Genomic DNA, 22,127 nt, shown 5'->3' on the forward strand with positions numbered 1-22,127 from the left:
TTATTAATCCTAAAAGTACTGCTCTATTTTTTCTTTTAAAATATCAAGCTGAATGGGTTTAGTTAAGTAGTCATCCATACCGGCATTAATACAACGCTCTTTATCTGAGTCCATTGCATTGGCGGTTAGGGCAATTATTTTTATTGCTTTGTGCTCATCCCCTGCCATACCGTCTCTTATATTAGCCGTGGCGTCAAAGCCATCCATTACCGGCATTTGGCAATCCATTAACACTAAATCAAAATACCCTTCGTTATGCTCACTTAAGGTATTTATGGCTTCTTGACCATTTTGCGCCAGTATCACTTCGCAATTTAGCTTTTTAAGCATCAGTGTAGAAACATGCTGATTAACGGGGTTATCCTCAACTAATAAAATTTTTGCAGGTGTGTCTGATTTTTCTTTTCTGAGTGACGAAATATACCCTGGGGTCACCAAAGGAAGGGGCTCGGTGCTGTCTGAACTTGTAATAACCGATAACGCAGAAATTAAATCGGCGGTTGTAACCGGCTTAGGAAAATAAGCCTGAAAACCAATTTTTGAGTAGCGCTGAGCGCCTTCCATACCTGCAATACTGGTCATCATTACTAATGGCATGGCTTTATAGTCATCATGTGCTTTAAGCACTTTACACAGCTCCATTCCATCCATTTCTGGCATTTGCATGTCTAGCACGGCAATATCAAACATAGGCTGATCATTTCCTATGCGCTGTGCACATAGTTCAAGCGCCTGTTTTGCACTACTAGCAAGCGTAACATTAGCCCCCCAATGCCCTAATTGCTGAGAGATAACTAAGCGGTTTGTCTCGTTATCATCAACCAGTAGTACATTTAACGAACTCATATTGATATTAGGGATAGTACGTTCTTTTTCGATGCCTTCAGCCACTTGCATGGTTGCAGTAAATTCGCTGCCTTTGCCAGGTTCGCTTGCCAGTGAAATTTTACCATTCATTAGCTCACATAACTGTTTACATATAGCAAGCCCTAGCCCCGTGCCTCCGTACTCTCGCGTGGTTGATGCATCCACTTGGGAAAAAGGGTTAAATAATTGCTGTTGTTTTGCTTTGGTTATGCCTATTCCTGAGTCTTTTACTTTTATATTTAGCAGTAGGTCTTGGTCGGTTTTTTCTATAGATGCGCTCACCACCACTTCACCCTGACTGGTGAATTTAACTGCATTACTAATTAAGTTGGTTACCACTTGGCGTATGCGCCCGGGGTCGCCCATTAAATGTGAAGGCTCCAAGGAGACTAAATCTAAAATAATCTCAATGCCTTTTTCTTGTGCGGTAAAGGCCTGTGCCTCGGCTATTTCGCCAATTAAGTCGCGCGCATTAAAATGTATATGCTCAAGCTCAACTTTACCTGCTTCCGCCTTAGAAAAATCTAAAATATCGTTAATAACGCCAAGTAAAGAATGAGCACTGCTTTTAGCAATAGCGACCTTTTTTTCTATTGGTTTACTTAATGGCTCTAACTCTACCAGCTCTAACATGCCTAATACGCCATTCATCGGTGTACGAATTTCGTGGCTCATAGTTGCTAAAAACTGGCTTTTTGCTATAGCAGCATCTTGTGCTTGCACTAAAGCAACCTTTAGCTTTTCAGCGGTTTCTTTACGCTTTTGCGAGACCAAGGTACTACCGACTAACGTAGCCAAAGAGCGCAAGTAGGTTTCTTCGCTTTGCGTCCAAATGTGCTTAGCCCCTACAGTTTCTGCGCATAAAATACCTAAATTTCCATCGCCTGATGAAATAACCGCACCCAGCATCGACTGAATATTTAATGGTTGAGTATAACTTTGCGTAAATTCAATGGTTGCCTTATGCGTATATACATCTTCAATCGCCACTAGGTTTTGCTCAAAAATAGCCTCATAGTAACTTGGAAAATCAGCCTTTTTAAGAACGCCGTCAAAATCTACAAATCCATCTTGTCTAGTATATAAACCATGGCACGCCATTTCGTCGCACTGTTTGTTAAATATCCAAATAGAGGCACGCTCAACATTTAATACCTCTACCATCGACTTTATCGCCAGCTTTTTAACTTGCGCAACGTCGCTATTTTGTACTTCAGGCGAAACCGTTAATGACGCTAAATTTTTGTTATAGGCGTTTGCTTTTTCGCTTTCTAACTCTAGCCGTTTATGTGCATCAATACTTTGGAACGAGCCAAAAACACGCACACATTTGCCGTCTTTAAACTCCGCCTGCCCCATCGACTTAACCCAGCGCTCTTTACCGGTATAAGTTAAAATTATCAGCTCAACACTCCAGCTTTCGCCTAAAGTCACCGCACATTCAAACAACGTACTAATTTTATCGCGGTGCTCTCCTGGCTTATAAAAGTTAATGGCTGTATCAATGTTAGGTTCAAACCCGTCGGGAACTTCGTGTATTACTTTTACTTCGTCTGACCAATACATGGTTTGGTTTTCAAGGTTTATTTCCCATGCGCCAATTTGGCCTTGTTTACTCATTGCTTCAAGCAGGTTTTGTTGGCGGGTAATTTCTACTTGAGTATTATGGCGCTCAGTAATGTCTAAAATAAAGCCATCTAAATAAAGAACTTCGTTGTCATCGCCATAAATTGCTTGGCCTTTTTCGTGTACCCAACGAATGCTGCCATCATTTCTTTTTACTCTGTATTCAATAGACCAAGGCAGCTTTTGTGCAATACAGGTACTTACTTGCAGCTCAACATCTTGATCGCCATCGTGAATAATAGCGGCAAAGCTTAGTGTTTTATTATTAATAAAGTCATCAGGCGTATAGCCTGTTATGTCTTTTACTTGGTCACTCATGTACAACATGGTCCAAGCTTTATCGAACTTACATCGATAAATAACCCCTGGAATATTTTCCACCAAAGAAGCAAAGCGATCGCGGCTATACTGTAGCTCAGACTCTATTTGCTTGCGCTCGGTAATATCTAAATGTGTTCCAATCATACGACGAGGCGACCCATCTAGGTTCCAGTCGACTACTTTTGCAGTATCGAGTACCCAAACCCAGTGGCCATCTTTGTGTTTCATTCGCGCTTCGCTGACATAGTAATCGGTGTCACCATTAAAATGCGCTTTTAGCTTTTGCTCTGAAATAACCAAATCATCGGGGTGTGCAAACTTATACCAAGTATTAATAGTGGTAGGTTCTAACTCGCTGAGTTTATAGCCTATTATTTCTGCCCAGCGATTATTAAAAGTCACTTTGCTGGTATCTATAAACCAATCCCATATTCCTACGGCGGTGGTATCTATGACTAACTGAAGTTGGGTTTTGTGCTGCTCAAGTTCAAGCTCTTGTAATTTTAATGGCGTGACATCAGTACGAATGGCTATATAGCTTTGCGGTTTACCGTGCTCATCAAAAAATGGCGCTATGGTGGTGTCTACCCAATAAAAGCCACCATGTTTTGCTTTATTACATATTTGGCCGTTCCATACTTCACCCCGTTTAAGGGTTTTATACATGCTTTTAAAAAAGCCTTTGTCGTGCCTTCCTGAATTAAGTAAACGGTGATTTTGGCCTATAAGCTCATGTTCTTCATAGCCGCTAATTTCACAAAACTTCTTATTTACAAAAGTGATAGTGCCCGCTAAATCTGTTACCGCAACAATGGCATGCTCATCGAGGGCACTTTTTTGCTCATCCAATTGTTTAAACGCAGTTTGCAAAGCAGAGCGCTGCTTTTGCAGTATGCTCTGCTGCTCTTCTTTAAATGCCACCATTTTTTGAAGATCTACTGATAACCTATTTAACTCGTGGCTATCAGTTAAAGTAGGCACCTTTACTTTCTCGCCATCGGTAATTCGGGCCATTACTGAGGTAAGCTGAATTAAAGGCTTAGATAAGCGCCGACTAAACCACCACGCTGCGCATAAAATGAGAAGTAAAGAAACTGCATTTGTAAAAATAGCCAGCTGCTTATAATAAGTAGAGTCTTTGAGCATAATATGCAAAGGTTTTGCTGCTAAAAGTTGCCACCCTTGCACACCTAAAAAATTTAAATCACTAATATATGCATGGTATGTCGTGCCGTTGGCACTGGCGTAATCAAACACTTGCTTACTGGTGAGTGCCGTTTGCGAAAAAACAGGCGCCTCATCTGCATTTGTTACTGAAGAGCGCTCTATTTTATTATTATGTAGTACAAAAAAACTCACTTCGTTGTGCATGTTGTGAATGGTGTTTAAGCTTTTTAAAAGGCCATTAATATTTACTTCTGTGAGAATTACACCCTCTAGTTGTTGCGCCGAATTAAGCAAAGGCATAGCCACAATATTAAACTGTTTGCCATTTAACATAACAGAGCCAAAAGCGGCTGGCGTTGAGGTATTAACCGAATTAATTAGCGTACTAAGCTCACCTTTGTTTATCTGCCCGTAAGGCGAGATAATGGGCTGCTTAAGTGCCGATGCAGCTATAATTTCTATACTGTTTACAAAGTCATATTGATTAACAAAATGATTTATTAATTTGCTTTGTTCAAGCGGGAAGTTAGAAAGCTGATTTTTAAAGGTATATAAATCAGTAAGGTGATCATCAAACCATAAATTAGCAAACTCTGAGGCGATAGAGCTTAATTCATGAAGCTCTGCATTTGCATTTTTTTGCAAGGTATTATTAACGTGCCGTAAGCTAAACCAGGTCAGCAAGCAAAGTGGAACAATAGCAATAACTAAAAAAGTAATGATCAGCTTACTACGCACAGACTGAGCTGTGCCATTTAGCAGCCCATACTTTTTTCCTTCAACCATGCTATATATCCAATAACTGTAATTGTATTATTTATTACCTATATTAATGCACTAAAACCTAAAAGACGCAAGTTTTAGCCCGCAAAGCGTTTAAAATACATCACATAATTACAGTTTAAACATCAATAAGTTGCAATTAAAATTTACACGTAAAAATAAGCAAGAACGCAAACCGTGCATATTTTAATTTTTAGCTGGTGTTTATTTCATTATTATAAAAATTAAAGCGCATTACTCATACGAACTTTTACTGACTTAAGCCACTAAATTTTTAAACTTTATTTAAGGGACTAAAGCTTAGCGTGTTGTTCGCGGTTTTATATACAGTAGTTTGCTTACACAAAGGGTCACATTTTATAAATTGATAAACACCTGTTCTATCACTTACAATCGCTGTAACTGCTTATTATAGAGATTACTTTTGAAAATCTGGTTACGTCGAATTCACTTATACCTTGCCTTACTAAGTGGCCTTTTTTTGTTAATACTCAGTATTAGCGGCGCCATTTTACTCTATGCAAATGACATACAATTTTATATTCAGCCCGATAAATGGCAGGTAGAACCACAAACCAAAACGCTTAGCCACGCAGAGTTAATCCGCGCAGTACAGCAGCAAACAGATAAAAAAATCACCCGCTTTATGCCCCTTAGTAATCCTAATGCCAGCTGGCAATTTAGATTAGGTGATGGCAGTAACGCCAGTGTGAACCCGTATACAGGCAAAGTAATTTTTCAATACCAAACAAATGACACGCTGTATGGTTTTACCCTTGCTTTGCATCGCTGGCTATTATTTGAAACAGCCTCTGGTGAAAAACCACTAAAAAACGTAGTCTCTGTATGCGCCCTATTATTAATAATAAATGTGTTAGTGGGTTTTTATTTATGGGTTAAGCCTAAAAACCGCCTAAAACGACTGGCGATTAAACCTAAAGCCAAATTTAAAGTACTTATGTATCAGCTACACACCGTGCTTGGTGTTTATGTTTTATTACCGCTATTGCTTATAGCCTTTACAGGTATCACCTTTAATTGGAAAAGCGCGACCAAAACATTAGTAGAAACCGTGGCATTTTCTCAAGTACAAAATAGGCCTAAAGCGCCCACAGTGATAGCAAAATCAACAGCAAGTATTAACTACGACCAAGCAATAAATAAAGCTCTTGATGTATTTCCTGAGGGGATTTTGTATCGTATTTACTTACCTAAAAAACACAATGACCCAATCGCTTTACGCCTACAAAACCCAGGAGAAAGCCATGCTTATAGCTGGGTGTGGGTAAATCCATACAACGCTAAAGTGCTTAGCGCGTATGATGCCAGTAAAGCAAATGCAGTCACCCATATATGGAACTTTAAATATGTGTTTCATACTGGCGCATTTGCAGGGCCGATTGTAAAATTTGTATGGCTTTTAGTATCACTGTCGTTAGCATTTTTTATACTCAGTGGTGTTTATTTATGGTGCAAACGGCACAAGTGGGTATAGCATTACCCTTTAAATGAAAATGCAAAAATGTACATAAACCAAGCAATAACGCAAACTTAAATAAGAATCAAAACCAATTGTAAATTAATGATTTTTATAGAAAAACTTGCAAAATACGCAAATTTAACTACACTGTGCACAATTAAAATAGTTAAGGTGATTTATCATGAAAGGTAATCAAAAAGTAATCGATGCATTTAATACTTTGCTAGCCAATGAGTTAGCCGCAATTGACCAGTATTTTATTCATTCACGCATGTATGATGACTGGGGTTTAGATAAATTATATGTACGCCTTAACCATGAAATGGAAGAAGAAAAAGATCATGCTGATTGGCTAATCAAACGCATCTTGTTTTTAGAAGGCGTGCCTAACATGACTAAACGCCGTGACCTTTTAATTGGTAACGATGTAAAAAGCATGATGCAAAACGATTTAACACTAGAGCTTGAAGTAGTTGCATGTGTTAAAGAGGTAATTGCTATTTGTGAAGAGCAGCAAGATTATCAGTCTCGCGAAGTGTTAGAAAAGCTATTATTTGATACCGAAGAAGATCACGTTTATTGGTTAGAGCAACAACTTGGTCTAATTGATAAAATTGGTACGCAAAACTACCACCAAGCACAAATGGGCGAGTAAGGAGCATAAAGTATGAAAGGCGATAAAGACGTTATAGCAGCTTTAAATAAAGTGCTCGCTAATGAGCTTGTGGGTATTAACCAATACTTTTTGCATGCCCGCATGTTTAAAGATTTTGGTTTTAGCCAGCTTGATAAAGCAGACTACAAAGTTTCAATTCAAAAAATGAAAAACGCCGATCGTTTAATCGAACGTATTTTATTTTTAGAAGGCTTACCTAACTTACAAGACCTAGGCCGTTTACGCATTGGCGAAAACAGCGAAGAAATGATTGCCGCAAATATGAGCTTTGAGCTTGATACAATTGATGATTTGCGCAGTGCAATTAAATTAGCTGAAAACAAAAAAGATTATATTAGCCGTGAAGCACTCGACAATATTTTGAACGAGCAGGAAGAACAAATTGACTGGCTAGAAACCCAGCAACTACTTATTCAAAATACAGGGCTTGAAAATTACTTACAGTCTCAACTGTAAGGTAAATTTAGGTCATAAAAAAAAGCAGCTTTATAAGCTGCTTTTTTTGTATTTGAATTTTGTAATAACGAATTAAGCGACTTGATCGGTAATATCTGCAATCTCAATAAGTTTGCGATTTAGGATCTTTTTAGTACAACAACAACACTTACCGCATTGGCTGCCTACTTTAAGCTCTTTAGTTAATTCACGCATGGTAGTTGCACCATCGTCAATTGTTTGCTCAATTTTTTTATCAGTCACCCCGTGACAAAGACAAATATACATGAATACAAACTACTCTCAATTTCATTTAGTAGGTGCATATTAATCTAAACAATAATGGTTATCAATTGTTTGTGAAATAAAAAGTAATTTTTTTCAAAAAAAATGATCAGTGCCACTTAAATCGAGAATTCACGGCGCGTTGAGAACTTATTGATTTATAATGAAATATGGCACTTAAATTGAGATTTATTAACTAAATTACACTCTAAAAATAATTATGTTTTTTATTAGGTAAATTTCTTAAACAACGAGAAATCGCTTGAAAACATCTATTACAGTAAGTGATTTGAATTGATAATTTGCCCTATCTGTTATACGAAAGCTAATCGGTTTACTTCGAGGTAGAGTTTATTTAGGCCGATGCTTTGCGGAGTAGCAACAGCGCATCTTTATTTTTCATTACATAAAGAACTTGTATTCATGGGCAGTTATAGCCGTGGATTGCATCACTCAATAATTACCGGCGGTCTGCTCTGTGCCATGAGCGGACATTGAGCCGCCGCAATAAAAGGCGAGCGTATTGATTCCGGCCCACGGCTTTTGTGAGCGTTTTTTCATTGCCTTGTTATGTTTTGGGTTCAACAGTAAAACCTGCATACACATTATTCATTCGTTTAGCTAAATTTGCGCAATAACCAAAGTACTTTATTGTCTCTGGCTTGCTCATATTCACCGTTCCGGGGTAACACAAAGATATATAGTAAACTTTTGTTTCAGGAAGAATTGCCACACGAGAAACAAATTTTTTTGCGACTTGATCTGCACGATGCTTGTCGAGCTCAATAGCTACCGATAAGGTTTCGTTTTTTCCGAAGATATCAATAGAATCCCTGTTCGATTTGCTTGGACAGTATTCCAACTCCCACGTGATTGATGAGATATTGGCTTCTAAAGCACCTCGTATGGCGTTCTGAAACCTTGTAACAATAACTTTTTGATCTGATTGTCTTTGCCCAAGGTGATTTGAAAAATACTCGTTGCAATCCACACTTTCAATTGCGCTGATGATCCTTTCAAGAAACACATCATTACTTGTAGATTTAACCTGTAAATGTGGATGCATATCTCTCACTTAAAAAACTTAACACCTCAAAAATCGACACAGCTTTGCTGCGGAAAATGCCTACTAGATTGGCTTGTTAGCACACTTTAAAACGGTTCCTCAACAATCTCTTCTAGGTACTCTTGCGTATATTCATTGCGGTAAGGCTTATCACCAGCAACCTGTTTTAAGAAATGTACAATGCTTTTTTCCTCATCAGCAATATCTAGAGTTTGAGCAAACTCATATGCTGATAAAGGTTTCCCTTTTTCGGGATCGTGAGAATAATCATGGCTATGTTCAAAATTTCTGACAGATACATAGCGCTTAACAGATGCTCCATTTGATTTTGCTACTTCCATAGCATCCCAAATTTTGGCATTTAATGTCCAAGCGCTATTAGCTTTAGGATCTCCATCATTTTTTAACCTCCTTTGTCCTGCGGTGTAAAGATATCTTTCATCAGAATCATGTATTACATGCTGATTGATTTTAAAATGGCTTAATACTTCAATAAAAAATGGAATGTTATTTTTGGTTCCTGTGTTTAGAACAAATAAATCACTATTTGGATAATGCTCATAAATTAAGCCTCGTAAAACTATTGCCTCTGTATCACCTTCAACCAAAATCACTTCGTCAGAAAAAAATGTTTCACAGATGTGGGGGTTAAACCGATTAAGCATTAGAACTCGGTCTTTAGTTTCCTCATCCTTTGAAAAAACATTATCGCCTGCTTGATAAATAATTGTTTCGCCATTCTCATTCTTCACAAACCGAGCTAAAGAGGTATGTTCCCTGCTCATATCAATTAATTGAGGATCATGAGACACGCAAATTATTTGATAATCATCTTGTTCTGCTATTTGGTATAAGGTATTGCTGAACTTCCTTTTATTGCTTGGATGTAAGTACAACTCTGGCTCTTCAAACAAAATAATGTGTTTTTCACCATCTTTAGTATCTTTAAACAAAGACAGTATATTAATTATTGCCTGTCTAATTAAGCCATGACCATGCAGATCAAATTTACGATCTATTTTAGATGAGTTTTCATCACCTAATAGCTCTTCAGCAGCTTCAACAGCTTCTGCCAATTTGATTTCTTCATCTTTCTTATCGCCAATCGTGACACTAAAATCTTTTTCAAAAGCCTTGCTTAAATCAGCTTCTTTATAAGGTGTTGACTGTATATTTAACTGAAGTTCGGGGAATGTTTCACTAAAGTAACGATTAGCTTTCTGGCTTATTTCTCCAAGATAACCTTCATTCTCAACCTTTTCTTGCAATGACTTGATAGCAGTAAGAGCACTACTATATTCAGCTTGGTGATTATCTTTTAATTTTTTCAGTAACTTATTCTTTATTTCTTTTTCTAACCAGTCCGTTAATGATTTGACACTCGGCATAGCCTCAATAAAAATGATATTTGGCGTAGCGTTTGTAAGAATAGGTTCCAAGCCTCCAAACCCACCAGCAACAAAATCACTTTCCTCAATGCTGAAAGTCATTTTAGTCGCAGCTTTATCAACTTCGCTCCAAACTTTTCTAAACTTGACTAAGCCATTAGCATCCACCCATTTATCCAAACCCTTTTCATTAAAATTATCAATATCACTATCTTCTTTGAGGAAAGTTGCTTCTATTACGATTTCCTTGGTTGTATCTTGTTCATAAAAATCTGTTATCAAGGATTTTTGAGAGGGTGATGTAAAATACTTATAAGCATGTAACACGCTAGATTTACCAATATTATTTTTCCCAAAAAGAAAAACAATATTATTATCTTTGAATTCAATTACATTTTCTTCGCCGTTAATGGCACGAAAGTTATTCATTTTTAGAGATACAAGTTTCATTCAATATCCTTATGTCCGAAATTGACGCAAAATTTGAGAGAGTACTAACGTCCGCATAACGGGCAAATAACACTTGGTTAAAATAGGGAACGCTGTGAACAAAGCAAAGCTTTATTTGTCACCATTAATGCGCTTGTTATACGTTAATTAAGTCCACATCATTTGGTTGAATATAATCTAACCAAAAAAGAAAAACGTTATTAATGATTTTTTCATTTTCAGGAATAGGCCAATTAAAATTATAAGTTACATTTGCACCTACCCCAGATTCATGTGAGATGTTTATATCAACATTTATTTCTGGTTTTTGTAAATCTTTTGCCCAAGCTAATTCTGTGTTTTTAACAAACGTCCTCGTTCTTCGCTCACGCTTTTCTCTTATGCAGTGCTTATACGCATTAGCCAAGTCAGATAATTCCTCAAGGATAGGATATTTAACAAACACCTTTCTTTTAAATTGAGTTAGATTTACATCCCCTAACTCAGATTCATTTTCGTAATAGAAATAATCTAATATATTATTAAAAGACTCGACTGCGTTTAAAAAATATCTGAACTCTTTATATTTATCAGGTGTTTGTTGCTTTCCATTTTCTTTATTTAACCCGCATAGAGTTTGGTAGTCTTGATAATTTGCTAGGGCCATATGATTAATAAAATTACGATGACTGCCTAATGGGCCTTTAAATACTTCCATGAATCGCCCCGTGTTTGCCAGAGACTCAATAACTTGAGAAACTGGAACTATGAAAAAATCAAATCGCTATACATCAGAATTTCGTGAACGTGCAATTAGGCTTGTTACCACACAACAGCATGAATACCCTTCTCTTTGGGCTGCGCTAGTATCGATTTCAGATAAACTGGGATGTACCCCAGAAACACTTAGAGCATGGGTCAAGAAATCTCAAGCTCAACCGTCTAAACCCTCTTCTAATACGCAATCAACTGAAGAACGCCTTGCCGTCTTAGAGCGCGAGAATAAAGAGCTCAAGCGAACGAATGATATCCTGAGGCAAGCTGCCGCTTTTTTCGCCCAAGCGGAGCTCGACCGCAAACAGAAGTAATAGCGGATTTTATTGATGCTTGCAGAGAGCATTACGGTGTCGAGTCAATTTGCAAGGAATTGCCGATTGCACCATCAACGTATTATTCTCATAAACAGATACAAAGAGAGCCTGAGCGACTGTCTAACCGCAAAAAGCGTGATGCTGAGCTGATAATACTCATTCGCGAAGTGTGGGAGGATAATATGTCAGTTTATGGTGCAAGAAAAATATGGAAGCAGCTACAGCTTGACGACCATCAAGTCGCCCGCTGTACAGTCGAACGATTGATGCGAGTTATGGGAATTCAAGGTGTTCGTCGGGGTAAAGCACATAAGACAACGATACCTGACGAGCAACAAGATAAGCCACTTGATTTAGTTAATCGTCAATTTACTGCTGAGCAGCCAAATCAACTTTGGGTAGCTGACATCACCTATGTTGCCACATGGAGTGGGTTTGTTTATGTCGCTTTCGTGATAGATGTTTTTTCACGATACATTGTAGGTTGGCGTGTATCAACGACAATGCACACAGAGCTTATTCTTGATGCGTTAGAGCAAGCTATTTGGCATCGTGGCAACCCCGAAGGGTTAATTCACCACAGCGACAGAGGCAGCCAATATTTGTCTATACGATACACTGAGCGACTTGCTGAAGCTGGAATTCAAGCGTCTGTAGGCAGTGTGGGTGACTCTTATGACAATGCATTGGCTGAAACAATAAATGGATTATTTAAAACAGAGATTATTCGCAGAAATGGCCCGTGGAAGAATGTTGATGCTGTTGAATACGCAACGTTAGAGTGGGTCAATTGGTTTAATAATCAACGCTTATTATCTTCAATTGGGTATATTTCACCAGCTCAATATGAAACAGACTACTATGATAATTTAAACGAGTCAGGTAAAGTGGCCTGACTTAAACAAACTGGTCTCCGATGAACTCGGGGCGATTCATTTGTATACATTCGACAGCGTGCCTATTATCTCATTTTGTCATACACAGTTTTCATCTAAAATAACCTGTTGCGCCTTTAAAAATAGGCGTATACGCTTTGTTTACACCCGTATACATCAGAGGTATTTTAGAATGGCTATTCTAAGCATCCGAATTGACGATAAATTAAAAGAGTCTTTAAGTAGTGAGGCGCAAAAGGAAGGTATTTCTTTATCTGAATATGTGAAGAAATCACTGGAAATTAAGAGCGTTGATACTCATATACTAGCAACAGAGAAAAACTTAAAAAGCTCTGTTGATAGTATTAAAGATTTAGCGCTCGTCTCTCAGGAGACTGTACACGAAGTTGAACTAAATATTCAGCGGCTAAATGAATCGCTTAAAAATGCAAATCACTTAAAAGAAATCAAAAAATTGAAATGGATATTGATTTCTATATCCCTCATCTTTGTATCAATCTCGATCCCAATATTTCACTTTAATATTGCTTATTTCAAAACCTTCTTTTATTAGGCTTTATCCTGAATAATTTAAGGCCTATGAGCCAAGCCTATTAGTAAATATTCCAGTTACCGGAAAGCCTTTGCCGTCCAACACCTCTGTATTAAGCTTTTCACTTTACGATGAATTACCTTCAACAACTTAATTTAAATAAACTTTTTAAAGGCGTTTTCAAAAGACTATAAGTGTATAATTATGGCGCAGGTTTTGCAGTTAATATCACTCATACGATCATACTAAGGAAAAGAACCTATGCGAGTTGATGCAAACGTACATTATTTTAATGGGAACCAGCGTACCAAGCCTTCAACAGAGGCCTCAACGTCATTTTCGGCTGCATTAACAGCAGCACAAACAGACAATGATAAGACTGACAGCAGCACAAAACAGGCGGATTTCACTAGTATGACCCGGCAAGAAATGCGGGACTGGGCCAACACTCAAATCCGCAATGGAGAAATGTCTCTCGATGACGGCAGGCCTTTCATGGCTATGACTATGAAAATACCCGTAAATGGAGGCGAACTGGCAGGTGCACACAGTGATGAAACACGATATAACTTCATTCAAAAAACGCGTGATGGCATCCAAGGCGCACTGTCACGCAATGACGAGACTACTTTGAAGATGTTAGAATCAGCTATGTCTATCATGCAAGACAAAAGTACTGGTGTTAACATTCGTATTTAGAAATATAAAAAGGCCAGAATGTCTGGCCTACATCATTAATAAATCAAAGAATACTGATCTGGACTGACATGAAGATAACAATATATCTCTTGATCCAACTCCTTAGCAGCATACTCAACCCCAAACTTCATGCCTACATATGAAAATATATATATTTTTATATGTAGAACATTTCTAGCCTTCATCTCCTGTCGAAATTCATTAACCTTATTAACTATTGTCTTCCCGCTACCGATGAAGTCGTCAAAAATTACAACGTTTTTTATATGGCAACTTGTACATCTTTCAAAAGACATATTGAGAGATGGGATTAAGTTATCTTCCTTCCAATATTGCCCTAACTCTGCAAGTGCCGACTTGAAGTTGTATAAGCCTGCTGTTGATCCATCAGACTCCTTTCCATCTGAGGTTGCAATGAACAAAGTATCTTGGTGTGTGAAATTCTTCTCATTAATTATATCGGCAAGATAATCCACTGCATCAAGCCTATCCCTATGCTCATGATGGATAAATCTCTCAAGCAACGTAATGAGAGCCTCACGCTCTTCATGTGATTTATACTCTTCCAAAAGCCCATGAAGCCCCTTTTCATAACGTCGGTCATTCAACCATAGGATCTGGTTCACCAGAACTCCTACTTCATAAAAATCTGACTCTGATGAGTTTTTGGGAGTATACAATGTCATTGCCGCCTGCCAATTAAAGTTAATTATATTAGAGAGATACTATGCAATTCATCGCTAGAAATAAAGCTAAACATCAAAGAGGGAATCTTTTGAGCTTCCCTTCATTTACCCCATTTAGTAAGGCCTGAGACATTTAGATACTATAAAATAAGAAAAAGTAGTCCATTAAACTGCTCGCCCTTCACTGCTGATAGTTTTAACTAAATTGGAACGGGGCAGAAATGGGTTAAACCGGAAAGGCAGCTCATGGAACGAATGCGTCTGTTCGATTTGGTTGACTCTATTTGTTCAAATCTGACAGTTTTGGTTAGGTCTTATTAAATGAATTCATTCCGCGCTTATCTTGTTAAGCAAAAATGCTAACTAAATCACTATTAAAAGAAAGTCCGCTTAAGCTATTTTCATTAATCAGAGATTTAAACGCGGCATTGCAATAAAGTACTGTCCCGCCTTGAATGCATGATTTAAAAACAAGATGTTTGTCTGATTTAAATGATAAGGATTTGAGGCCGTCCTCAATACCATTCAGGTAAGCCTTTTCAGTAAGAGTTTCGTCTTCATCTTCGAAAACGAGAGGATTAAATAAAATTAGCTCTTTATCACACCTAAGCGGTATAAATTCCCCGTAAACTTGCAGATAGTTCCCTAGGGCAATATACGCTTTTTGGTTCAAAACAAGGTAATTCGTAAATAAGTTTACGTCGTAGGCTTGCTTTAAAGCTTCTTTTTCAAATTTGCAGCTAAATCCGTTTTTGACTATATCCGCTATTTTAGTTTTGCCGCTAGGAAAACCAATCTTGGCTAATATTACTGCTTCTTTATAACTGAGGTTATTTTCTTCGGCAATTTGGTCTGCCATCGATACGATATCTAGGTCAATTATATCGTATGTTCTATCTGGTTTGTGCAATTTATAAATATCGAGTTCCTTTCCCATAAGTAATCCTTTGTGAAGTAATATTTGTGCTTATTAAAGATTAATGAAGCCAGAATATCAACTCCTTCGGTAACGCAAGCAGAACCTCATTGGATATTAGCCAAATTTTATTAGGCTGGATTACTATGGGAGTGCGCGTTAGTTATACCTGTACTCTATTCATTTATTAGCTTTTACTGTATTCATTTATTAGCTTTTAATGTATTCATTTATTAGCTTTTAATGTAGAACTAGCAACATTTACATAATACAGATTCTCATCTTTGCCTACCAAAGCCCCTAAATATCTTCCCTTATGTAGAGCTCACGACCCCCAAAAGTAAAATATAATAGATAGATTACAAGGCGTTAATCGCCTTATTTATCTTCCATAATATCTTTAAGTGCAATGCGTTTTAGCTGAGTGCCATCGCGATACCCTTTTACTAATAATTCATCTAATACAGCGCCGGTGTAAAAGGTATAGCCATTTTCTTCATCAACGGGAAGCTCATAAACAGAGCCTGATATTTGAGGCCAAATCCAATAATTCCCACAGGCTGATAAGTGGGGTAGAACCATTGAACCTGAGCTTACTCTCCATTCATCATCATTTTTCCACGAACAAAACAACACATAGCAGGGTTTGCTATCAATAGTTTGAAACGTTAAAACAACCCACCCTTCTGGCTTGTGTTTCATATGTCACTCCATCTTGTTTACAAAAAAATTTAAGCCTCCATTAACCTTAACTTAATAAAAGAGAACACCCCCTCTTTTTTCTTAAAAAAACACAAAAAATAAAAAAAAAGCACATATTCACACTCAGTTAATATTAATTGCAGTGGAGATTTATTGGATTTTAAGACCCAAATCGAAGAAGTTAGAAGAATATAACCTAGTGGTCTGACCAGTTTAACCTTCTCTATTTCTGCAATATCTGCAATATCTGCAATCATAGTGACTGCCTTTTGAAAAGCATCAACTTTGCTGGGGCTAGGTGTGAAATTTTAAATTTAAGCTTTTGGGGGTAGCGCGGAATATTAATTACGCTTTGGGTGTTTTACTTGAACATAACAACGTCATGTTAAACACAAACATAAAATCGGTTTGGATAAGGTAAAAACAACTCGAGAAACCTTCACAGTACTTTAAAGATAAATTTTTTTTGAGAATAAATAATTTGCTCGTAGAAAAAACATTGAACTTAACTTTTGAATTTTAAAGTGAGATTAACCCTTGAAAATAAAACAAAATTTTCAGTGGCTCCAAGGATTGATAAGCCTAATTATGACGAAAGGAATAATGTAAAAATGCTTACCAAGAACAACTATTCTAAAGATAAAACTTTTAATTTATCACCCATTATCTATAGTGTAAAGACATTTATTTTTTGGGAGGTAAAATTATGACCGTTACAAAGACGAACGCTAACGTTCACAGAGGTCGATTTGTTATACGATTTTACTCCCATAAAAATCAGTGCGCACTTAATCCCGAGTCATTTCAGGAGCTGATCCTGGCTTTTAAACTGGAATGTGACCCTAATGTGAAGCTGTTTGCCACCCAACCAGAGCAAATAGAAGTGACTATAGACAAAAAAGTTTACCGCTATACACCCGACTTCTTAGTGCTATATCATTCTGGCTTCGCTGAATATATTGAAGTTCATCATGAGTCTCAGGTTGATAAAGAGTATCACTCGAAAATTCATCTTTTTAATGAGTACACCCGAAAAAAAGCACAAATAGGTTTACGGTTAATCATCGTCGATAAGCTCAATACTATCTTTATGGCGAACCTTAATCTGATAACAATGTATTACTCGGAGCATTCATTCCCATTAACAATGCTGCCTGATGGAGATTTAACCTTTGGTGAACTCATCGAATGCTTGGAGGGTATAGCTAAAAACCCAGTGTCAGAGGCTTATGGACTAATTGCATCAAATGTATATAAATTCGATATGGAGAAGCCGTTAAACGCCTCTACTACATTGATGCGAGGTCACCTCAAATGATCGGATATGCTACGGGTACTGACTTGACTAATAAGTACGGTAACGTTGAATCTATTGCGTTTGTTGACAGTACATCAATACTCCTTTCCGGTGATGGTATAGAGACTAAGAAGCGCCTATTACCTCGAGACGACTTTGAGAAATCAATTGATGATCAAGGCTTTATATTAAGAAGCGCACAGCATCCACATATTGAACTAACAGAATATCAAAAGTTAACGGTTACATCACGATTGATTTATCAATCTATCTTGAAAGAACTGGTTAGTGAAGGATACCCTGCTACAACCAAGAAGACATATGATGAGCTCATCAAACGAGTCGAGAGTCAACATCCTGCAACTATTGCCACAAAACACCCGCAATGGAAAACGGTATGTCGCCATTGGCGCGTATGGGTTCAATCAGATTTTAATGATGAGGCGCTTGCGGGAGTGAAGCGTAATAGGCCTATACGGCTAAATGCGGCCACTGAGGCTTTCATACAGCACTACATCGCTACCGTCTATTCGTGTAATAACTCTGCTTTCAAAGGCGCATATTACAGTAACTATAAACGAGAAGCGCAAGAAGCTAGCTTGAAAAATAATGAGATTCAAATCGCATCACAACGCACCTTTTACCGCCGGTTACAAGAGCTTACTGATGCCGAAAAACTTGCTAATTTTAAAGGCCTTTCACAAGCGGAAATCAATAAGCGACTAACAACGCTACGTAAACGAATAAAAACCTATTACGCAATGCAGCGCGTTGAATGCGACCGTGTTGTGCTAAATATGTGTTTAATTGACGACAAAACAGGTCTTCCGACACCGCCTATTTCTTTGTATGTAGCAATAGACGTATACACACGCGCACCTATCTCTGTGGTGCTTAGCTTTGAACCTGAAAACTCTGCCGGTGGGCTTAATCTTTTACGTCAAATATTTATGGCGGATAGTAATCTTACAATGAATGGACGTAAACCGACTACATTGATTATGGATAATGGCCCAGGGTTTAATAATCGTTTGATAAAAAAGGCTGCGGAGCGACTAGAGTTAAATATTCATTATACACCATCAAATCAACCTGCTAAGAAGCCATTCATTGAGTCATTTTTTAATGTGTTAAGAGATCACTTTTTTTCGGGTATGAAGATTGAAACGCAAAGTGGTGAGACGAGTATTGGATTTCAAAGTTATTCAGGAAAACGTACTAACCCGAACTCACTCGACACAATTCCATTAGCTAAACGTGCGGATATAAAGGTATCTGATTTTACAAAGCTACTGAATATATTTTTGACAGAATACATGCACAAACACCATAAACAGGCTGGCCATACGCCTATCAAAAAATGGAATCAGTCCATTATTGATACGCCTATGCCTTCATTCACATATGATCAGCTACAACATTGCTTCCACGTGTCCAGAGCCCAGACCTCACATAAATTACAGCAACGTGGAACTATCAGATGTTTAGGTCAAGATTATTACAGTGATGAGCTAAAACAACTATACGCGGCTACTAAAACAGACATGGAGCTGGGTGAAAACCCCTCTGTTTATGTGTTTCATGACGACCTAGATGCCAGAAAAGTAACAGTTCAAGCAACACTGCCTGGCGAGAACAATCCTGTGGAAATAGTGGCTGATAATATTGACCATCATGATACTAAACTACCAGTCAGCTTTGCTGAACTAAATGGCAATCAAACTCTGACCCAACTCGGAATATATACAGAAACTTTCTCCCATACTCCTACTGGTCACTATGTCGGTGAAATAACTGAATTCGTAAAGCAAAAGCCCAAACGCAAACAGCACAGGGGCCCGAAGGTAGCGTCTTTCAATAAAAATACGAAAGAGAACTTATCCATTGTAGAGCGAATAAAAAAATCTCATAAAGTGAATGAACTTAAATCACAGATATCGCACTCAGGTGAACAAGATACCTACGCAGATACGATAGTGAGCAAAACCAGAGAAATGGCCTCTACCCGTTATAATGATGATGAAGGAAATGAAAAACAATGGTAACTATGCCCAGTACAATTTTCGCATGTGACATACAAATGAAGATATGGCAGAGGATAGCGGAAATCCACAATATGTATCACGTACCTTCAGAGGATAAACGAGCTCAACTTATTTATGGTGCCTCGGGTGCTGGCAAGACGTATATATTAAAGCAGTATCACGCTCAGTTTTTACCTGTTACTAAGCCAGAAAAAACGACAAAACCAATCTTTTATGTCGCTTTTAAGGAGTTTAAAAAAAGTACTGCAGAGATAACTCGATTTTTAATTTCAGAGCTAGAGGGAACAACACAAAACTCTCGCACTACTGCAGCTGAATTGGATGCCCAACTTATCTCACTTCTCAAAGACCTAGAAGTGGAGCTAATCATTCTTGATGAAATTCAGAATATTGCCTCAAGTTATGATGGGATAGAGTTTCAACGAATTATTAAATATTTTTGCTATCTGATCGATAGCAACAAGATCCGTTGTTCGATTATTTTCGCCGGTACAAGCAGTGCTAAGCGCCTTATTACATTTGGTAGAACCGCCGGTAAATTTGACGATGACGAGCAGATGTCTCGTCGACAAATGCGCCCCATTGAAATTAAGCCAATCCTTCCTAAAACGAAAAACTGGATTGCCTGTTGTAATTGGTTCATTCAACAAGTTGGGTTGCCAAATTTAACAAAGGATGAGCACAGTGAGCTACTTGATCGTATTTACCTTGCGTACAGTGAGCACACCATGAGTACAATGCGCGATTTATTTTTACGTAATAACACACGAAATGCAAAAAACTATGATCAGCTTATAGAAGCCTTATTTGAAAACTTTGAGAAATATGCAATTGGGGCTGTCAATCCATTTGATTATGAAATTTTAACAAAAAAACAATTAGATGCATATCTAAATGAGCAAGATAAAAACCTTAGAAGTCAGTTCTATTCGGGGTTATGCTAATGCGTTTCCCAATAAAACCCTCTTACTATGAAGCGGAGTCAGGTATTGGTTATGTACTTCGTTTACTTAAAAGAAATGGCATACAATCAGAATCTCGCGTACTCAATAAGGCTATGCTAACCAGTATCATCAAAGGTAGATCAACAAAGAACGAACTCCTTGATCACCTTATTCCTATAACTCGCACTTTATCATCATTAAAGATAAAGTGCTGGACACATGCGAGATTGCTAACGCCACAAGTTTGTCCAGATTGTGTTAACCAATATGGGTATTTTAGGGCCCAGTGGCAAAATCCATTTTTACGACACTGTATTATTCATGAGTGTGCCCTGTTATCCGAATGCCCTCATTGCAATTCACCGCTGCAATTTACCATTAATCTTCTAAATGGCCGCTGCACATCACCTTTGTGCGGCTTACGCTTAACGCATATACCATTGAATAATCAATTAAAATCACCTGAACAAGTCCACGATGCATACCTCATAGCTAAAGTGATAGTTGACGATAGTAATACACGAACGAGTTTCCCACCAAAGGAGATTACCTCCACATTATTAAATAGAGCGGCTGATATTCTTAATAACCCAGATAGTGCTAGAGTATTCTTAAGTGAAAGGGCTAAACGTGTACCAACAGATCTACCGTTGAACATTGAGTTTCACAAAATTGAAATTATTGTTCAGAATTTGCTATGTGAATGGGGGTCATTATCCACACTATATGAAATGTATAATAGCGAGTATATTCGTTCAAAAGCTCCCATAACTCAGCTTTGGTTTGAAGCTCAAACAGCCTCCTCTATAATTGGGGTAACGTTTAAACAAATCGCTCTTTTAGTCGAAGTTGGATTGATAAGAACTGATTCAAAAAAGGCCTTAAGAACAGATACTCGCGTTGAAATATCAGGTGTTTATACCTTTTTAGCCGAGTTCAGCCACAATAAAGATTACGTCCCCCTTTCTGAGCTACGTCGCTTTATGGCTCTTCATAATATCTGTATAACTGATGTACTGATAGCTACTAAAAATAAAGAATTATCAATAGCATACAAACCTTCATTAGACTTAATGCATTCCATACACGTTTTGCCTGAAGCATTCGATACCTTTTGTAAATTACATACTAAACTTATAAGAGATAAAACGATGTCCGTTGCAAACGTAGCTGAAGTCACCGGTATACCAAAGGTAGAACTAATGAGGTTGATTAATACCGGTAAGCTCAGGCCCGTTTACATTCATGGCAATAATTCAAAACGTATACTTAATTGTGATACTTTGAAGTTGGCGAAAACGCAAAACAAACAGCTATCACTCGACATTTAGTACTTTGTAATTTCAACTTTAATTTTTAGGCCGAGACATGTTCTCGGTCTATGCTTTATTAATAACAATACCGGCAGTTCACTAAAACTAACCGACTGAATATCAATAAGTTTAACTTTCCCTTTTTTAATAAAGGTTTAGTAACTTCATCCATAACTAAACCTAAATCAAACCAAATTTGAATTAACTCAACATTACAAATGAAGCTTCGCATATCTACATTTTAGCTTTCACTTAAATGGCTTCATTTCTCTTTATCCTAAAAATCCATTTTCTAATCGATTTACTACACTTTTACTAAGTAAATATTAGCGTATAGTGTTCGCCACTAATTTACCGAATACAGAATCTACTTAATTATGTGCTCATTAAAATCAAGTCAGAGTTCTTCAGTGGCAGAATGAGAATCTGCAAGGCAGAATGAGAACTTTTTGGCTGGATGAGAATTTGTGTTGGGGCAGTTTT

At 37.6% G+C, this 22,127-nt stretch carries 19 protein-coding genes and 1 other annotated feature; of the genes, 10 read left to right on the forward strand and 9 right to left on the reverse strand.

Features of this window, described 5'->3' with window-relative positions:
- Positions 1–9 precede the first annotated feature (9 nt).
- Positions 10–4,767 carry a PAS domain-containing protein gene (locus SJY38_RS17055; RefSeq protein WP_377110350.1) on the reverse strand — a complete coding sequence of 1,586 codons (4,758 nt, stop codon included), beginning with the start codon at positions 4,765–4,767 and terminating at the stop codon, positions 10–12.
- Between the two features lie 421 nt (positions 4,768–5,188).
- Between SJY38_RS17055 and SJY38_RS17060 the strand changes: the two genes are divergently transcribed.
- The 3 genes from SJY38_RS17060 (at position 5,189) to bfr (SJY38_RS17070) (ending at position 7,376) form a co-directional block, all read left to right on the forward strand.
- On the forward strand, positions 5,189–6,259 hold the full coding sequence (locus tag SJY38_RS17060; protein WP_377110351.1) for a PepSY-associated TM helix domain-containing protein: 1,071 nt from the start codon (positions 5,189–5,191) through the stop codon (positions 6,257–6,259).
- 166 nt (positions 6,260–6,425) lie between these two features.
- The gene (gene bfr / locus SJY38_RS17065) at positions 6,426–6,899 is read left to right on the forward strand and encodes a bacterioferritin (protein ID WP_024031963.1); all 474 of its coding nucleotides are present in this window, start codon (positions 6,426–6,428) and stop codon (positions 6,897–6,899) included.
- Positions 6,900–6,911: 12 nt separating this feature from the next.
- A complete protein-coding gene (gene bfr / locus SJY38_RS17070; RefSeq protein WP_004588793.1) occupies positions 6,912–7,376 on the forward strand; it encodes a bacterioferritin in 465 nt (154 codons plus the stop codon).
- A 72-nt stretch (positions 7,377–7,448) separates the two neighbouring features.
- Here the strand turns inward: bfr (SJY38_RS17070) and SJY38_RS17075 are convergent, their stop codons facing one another.
- The 4 genes from SJY38_RS17075 to SJY38_RS17090 all read right to left on the reverse strand — a co-directional run bounded on the left by SJY38_RS17075 (position 7,449) and on the right by SJY38_RS17090 (position 11,241).
- Entirely contained in the window at positions 7,449–7,643 is a 195-nt protein-coding gene (locus SJY38_RS17075; RefSeq protein WP_004588794.1) for a (2Fe-2S)-binding protein, read from the reverse strand.
- A gap of 565 nt (positions 7,644–8,208) precedes the next feature.
- On the reverse strand, positions 8,209–8,706 hold the full coding sequence (locus SJY38_RS17080; RefSeq protein ID WP_377110352.1) for a hypothetical protein: 498 nt from the start codon (positions 8,704–8,706) through the stop codon (positions 8,209–8,211).
- 86 nt (positions 8,707–8,792) lie between these two features.
- Positions 8,793–10,544 (reverse strand): ATP-dependent endonuclease, encoded by a 1,752-nt coding sequence (locus SJY38_RS17085; RefSeq protein ID WP_377110353.1) that lies wholly within the window; start codon positions 10,542–10,544, stop codon positions 8,793–8,795.
- 136 nt (positions 10,545–10,680) lie between these two features.
- Entirely contained in the window at positions 10,681–11,241 is a 561-nt protein-coding gene (locus SJY38_RS17090; protein WP_377110354.1) for a hypothetical protein, read from the reverse strand.
- 49 nt (positions 11,242–11,290) lie between these two features.
- Between SJY38_RS17090 and SJY38_RS17095 the strand changes: the two genes are divergently transcribed.
- The 3 genes from SJY38_RS17095 to SJY38_RS17105 all read left to right on the forward strand — a co-directional run bounded on the left by SJY38_RS17095 (position 11,291) and on the right by SJY38_RS17105 (position 13,741).
- A protein-coding gene (locus SJY38_RS17095) for an IS3 family transposase (RefSeq protein WP_232510977.1) occupies positions 11,291–12,510 on the forward strand; the annotation gives its coding sequence in 2 pieces (ribosomal slippage) (positions 11,291–11,579 and positions 11,579–12,510; 1,221 coding nt in all).
- Positions 11,569–11,685 (forward strand) — a sequence feature (AL1L pseudoknot). It overlaps the preceding gene by 117 nt.
- A 172-nt stretch (positions 12,511–12,682) precedes the next feature.
- Positions 12,683–13,063 (forward strand): hypothetical protein, encoded by a 381-nt coding sequence (locus SJY38_RS17100; RefSeq protein ID WP_024606317.1) that lies wholly within the window; start codon positions 12,683–12,685, stop codon positions 13,061–13,063.
- A gap of 240 nt (positions 13,064–13,303) precedes the next feature.
- Positions 13,304–13,741, forward strand: coding sequence for a hypothetical protein (locus SJY38_RS17105; RefSeq protein WP_013463093.1), 438 nt, complete (start codon positions 13,304–13,306; stop codon positions 13,739–13,741).
- A gap of 35 nt (positions 13,742–13,776) precedes the next feature.
- On the opposite strand, the gene SJY38_RS17110 is transcribed toward SJY38_RS17105, so the two are convergent.
- From SJY38_RS17110 to SJY38_RS17125, 4 genes are all read right to left on the reverse strand, one after another.
- The gene (locus tag SJY38_RS17110) at positions 13,777–14,367 is read right to left on the reverse strand and encodes a hypothetical protein (protein ID WP_377110356.1); all 591 of its coding nucleotides are present in this window, start codon (positions 14,365–14,367) and stop codon (positions 13,777–13,779) included.
- A gap of 406 nt (positions 14,368–14,773) precedes the next feature.
- A complete protein-coding gene (locus tag SJY38_RS17115) occupies positions 14,774–15,364 on the reverse strand; it encodes a hypothetical protein (protein WP_377110357.1) in 591 nt (196 codons plus the stop codon).
- A gap of 357 nt (positions 15,365–15,721) precedes the next feature.
- Positions 15,722–16,045: a hypothetical protein gene (locus tag SJY38_RS17120; RefSeq protein ID WP_138579943.1), complete on the reverse strand. Its 324-nt coding sequence runs from the start codon at positions 16,043–16,045 to the stop codon at positions 15,722–15,724.
- A gap of 29 nt (positions 16,046–16,074) precedes the next feature.
- Positions 16,075–16,302 carry a hypothetical protein gene (locus tag SJY38_RS17125; RefSeq protein ID WP_377110358.1) on the reverse strand — a complete coding sequence of 76 codons (228 nt, stop codon included), beginning with the start codon at positions 16,300–16,302 and terminating at the stop codon, positions 16,075–16,077.
- 449 nt (positions 16,303–16,751) lie between these two features.
- Between SJY38_RS17125 and SJY38_RS17130 the strand changes: the two genes are divergently transcribed.
- The 4 genes from SJY38_RS17130 to SJY38_RS17145 all read left to right on the forward strand — a co-directional run bounded on the left by SJY38_RS17130 (position 16,752) and on the right by SJY38_RS17145 (position 21,662).
- Positions 16,752–17,363, forward strand: a complete 612-nt coding sequence (locus SJY38_RS17130) for a Tn7 transposase TnsA N-terminal domain-containing protein (RefSeq protein WP_256850810.1) — start codon at positions 16,752–16,754, stop codon at positions 17,361–17,363.
- Positions 17,360–19,387: a hypothetical protein gene (locus tag SJY38_RS17135; protein WP_377110359.1), complete on the forward strand. Its 2,028-nt coding sequence runs from the start codon at positions 17,360–17,362 to the stop codon at positions 19,385–19,387. The genes SJY38_RS17130 and SJY38_RS17135 overlap by 4 nt, the downstream gene beginning before the upstream one ends.
- Positions 19,388–19,422: 35 nt before the next feature.
- A complete protein-coding gene (locus SJY38_RS17140; protein WP_377110360.1) occupies positions 19,423–20,331 on the forward strand; it encodes a TniB family NTP-binding protein in 909 nt (302 codons plus the stop codon).
- Positions 20,332–20,771: 440 nt separating this feature from the next.
- Positions 20,772–21,662: a hypothetical protein gene (locus tag SJY38_RS17145; RefSeq protein ID WP_377110361.1), complete on the forward strand. Its 891-nt coding sequence runs from the start codon at positions 20,772–20,774 to the stop codon at positions 21,660–21,662.
- Positions 21,663–22,127 lie beyond the last annotated feature (465 nt).

Source organism: Pseudoalteromonas sp. R86517, assembly GCF_042466295.1.
Lineage (GTDB): Bacteria > Pseudomonadota > Gammaproteobacteria > Enterobacterales > Alteromonadaceae > Pseudoalteromonas > Pseudoalteromonas atlantica.

Excerpts from the sequence above, each read along its gene's own strand:
- SJY38_RS17090 (WP_377110354.1), bottom strand. The coding sequence starts at position 11,241 with ATGGAAGTATTTAAAGGCCCATTAGGCAGTCATCGTAATTTTATTAAT.
- SJY38_RS17075 (WP_004588794.1), bottom strand. The coding sequence starts at position 7,643 with ATGTATATTTGTCTTTGTCACGGGGTGACTGATAAAAAAATTGAGCAA.
- SJY38_RS17100 (WP_024606317.1), top strand. The coding sequence starts at position 12,683 with ATGGCTATTCTAAGCATCCGAATTGACGATAAATTAAAAGAGTCTTTA.
- SJY38_RS17130 (WP_256850810.1), top strand. The coding sequence starts at position 16,752 with ATGACCGTTACAAAGACGAACGCTAACGTTCACAGAGGTCGATTTGTT.
- SJY38_RS17055 (WP_377110350.1), bottom strand. The coding sequence starts at position 4,767 with ATGGTTGAAGGAAAAAAGTATGGGCTGCTAAATGGCACAGCTCAGTCT.
- SJY38_RS17125 (WP_377110358.1), bottom strand. The coding sequence starts at position 16,302 with ATGATTGCAGATATTGCAGATATTGCAGAAATAGAGAAGGTTAAACTG.
- SJY38_RS17135 (WP_377110359.1), top strand. The coding sequence starts at position 17,360 with ATGATCGGATATGCTACGGGTACTGACTTGACTAATAAGTACGGTAAC.
- bfr (WP_024031963.1), top strand. The coding sequence starts at position 6,426 with ATGAAAGGTAATCAAAAAGTAATCGATGCATTTAATACTTTGCTAGCC.
- SJY38_RS17080 (WP_377110352.1), bottom strand. The coding sequence starts at position 8,706 with ATGCATCCACATTTACAGGTTAAATCTACAAGTAATGATGTGTTTCTT.
- bfr (WP_004588793.1), top strand. The coding sequence starts at position 6,912 with ATGAAAGGCGATAAAGACGTTATAGCAGCTTTAAATAAAGTGCTCGCT.
- SJY38_RS17120 (WP_138579943.1), bottom strand. The coding sequence starts at position 16,045 with ATGAAACACAAGCCAGAAGGGTGGGTTGTTTTAACGTTTCAAACTATT.
- SJY38_RS17085 (WP_377110353.1), bottom strand. The coding sequence starts at position 10,544 with ATGAAACTTGTATCTCTAAAAATGAATAACTTTCGTGCCATTAACGGC.
- SJY38_RS17115 (WP_377110357.1), bottom strand. The coding sequence starts at position 15,364 with ATGGGAAAGGAACTCGATATTTATAAATTGCACAAACCAGATAGAACA.
- SJY38_RS17140 (WP_377110360.1), top strand. The coding sequence starts at position 19,423 with ATGAAGATATGGCAGAGGATAGCGGAAATCCACAATATGTATCACGTA.
- SJY38_RS17105 (WP_013463093.1), top strand. The coding sequence starts at position 13,304 with ATGCGAGTTGATGCAAACGTACATTATTTTAATGGGAACCAGCGTACC.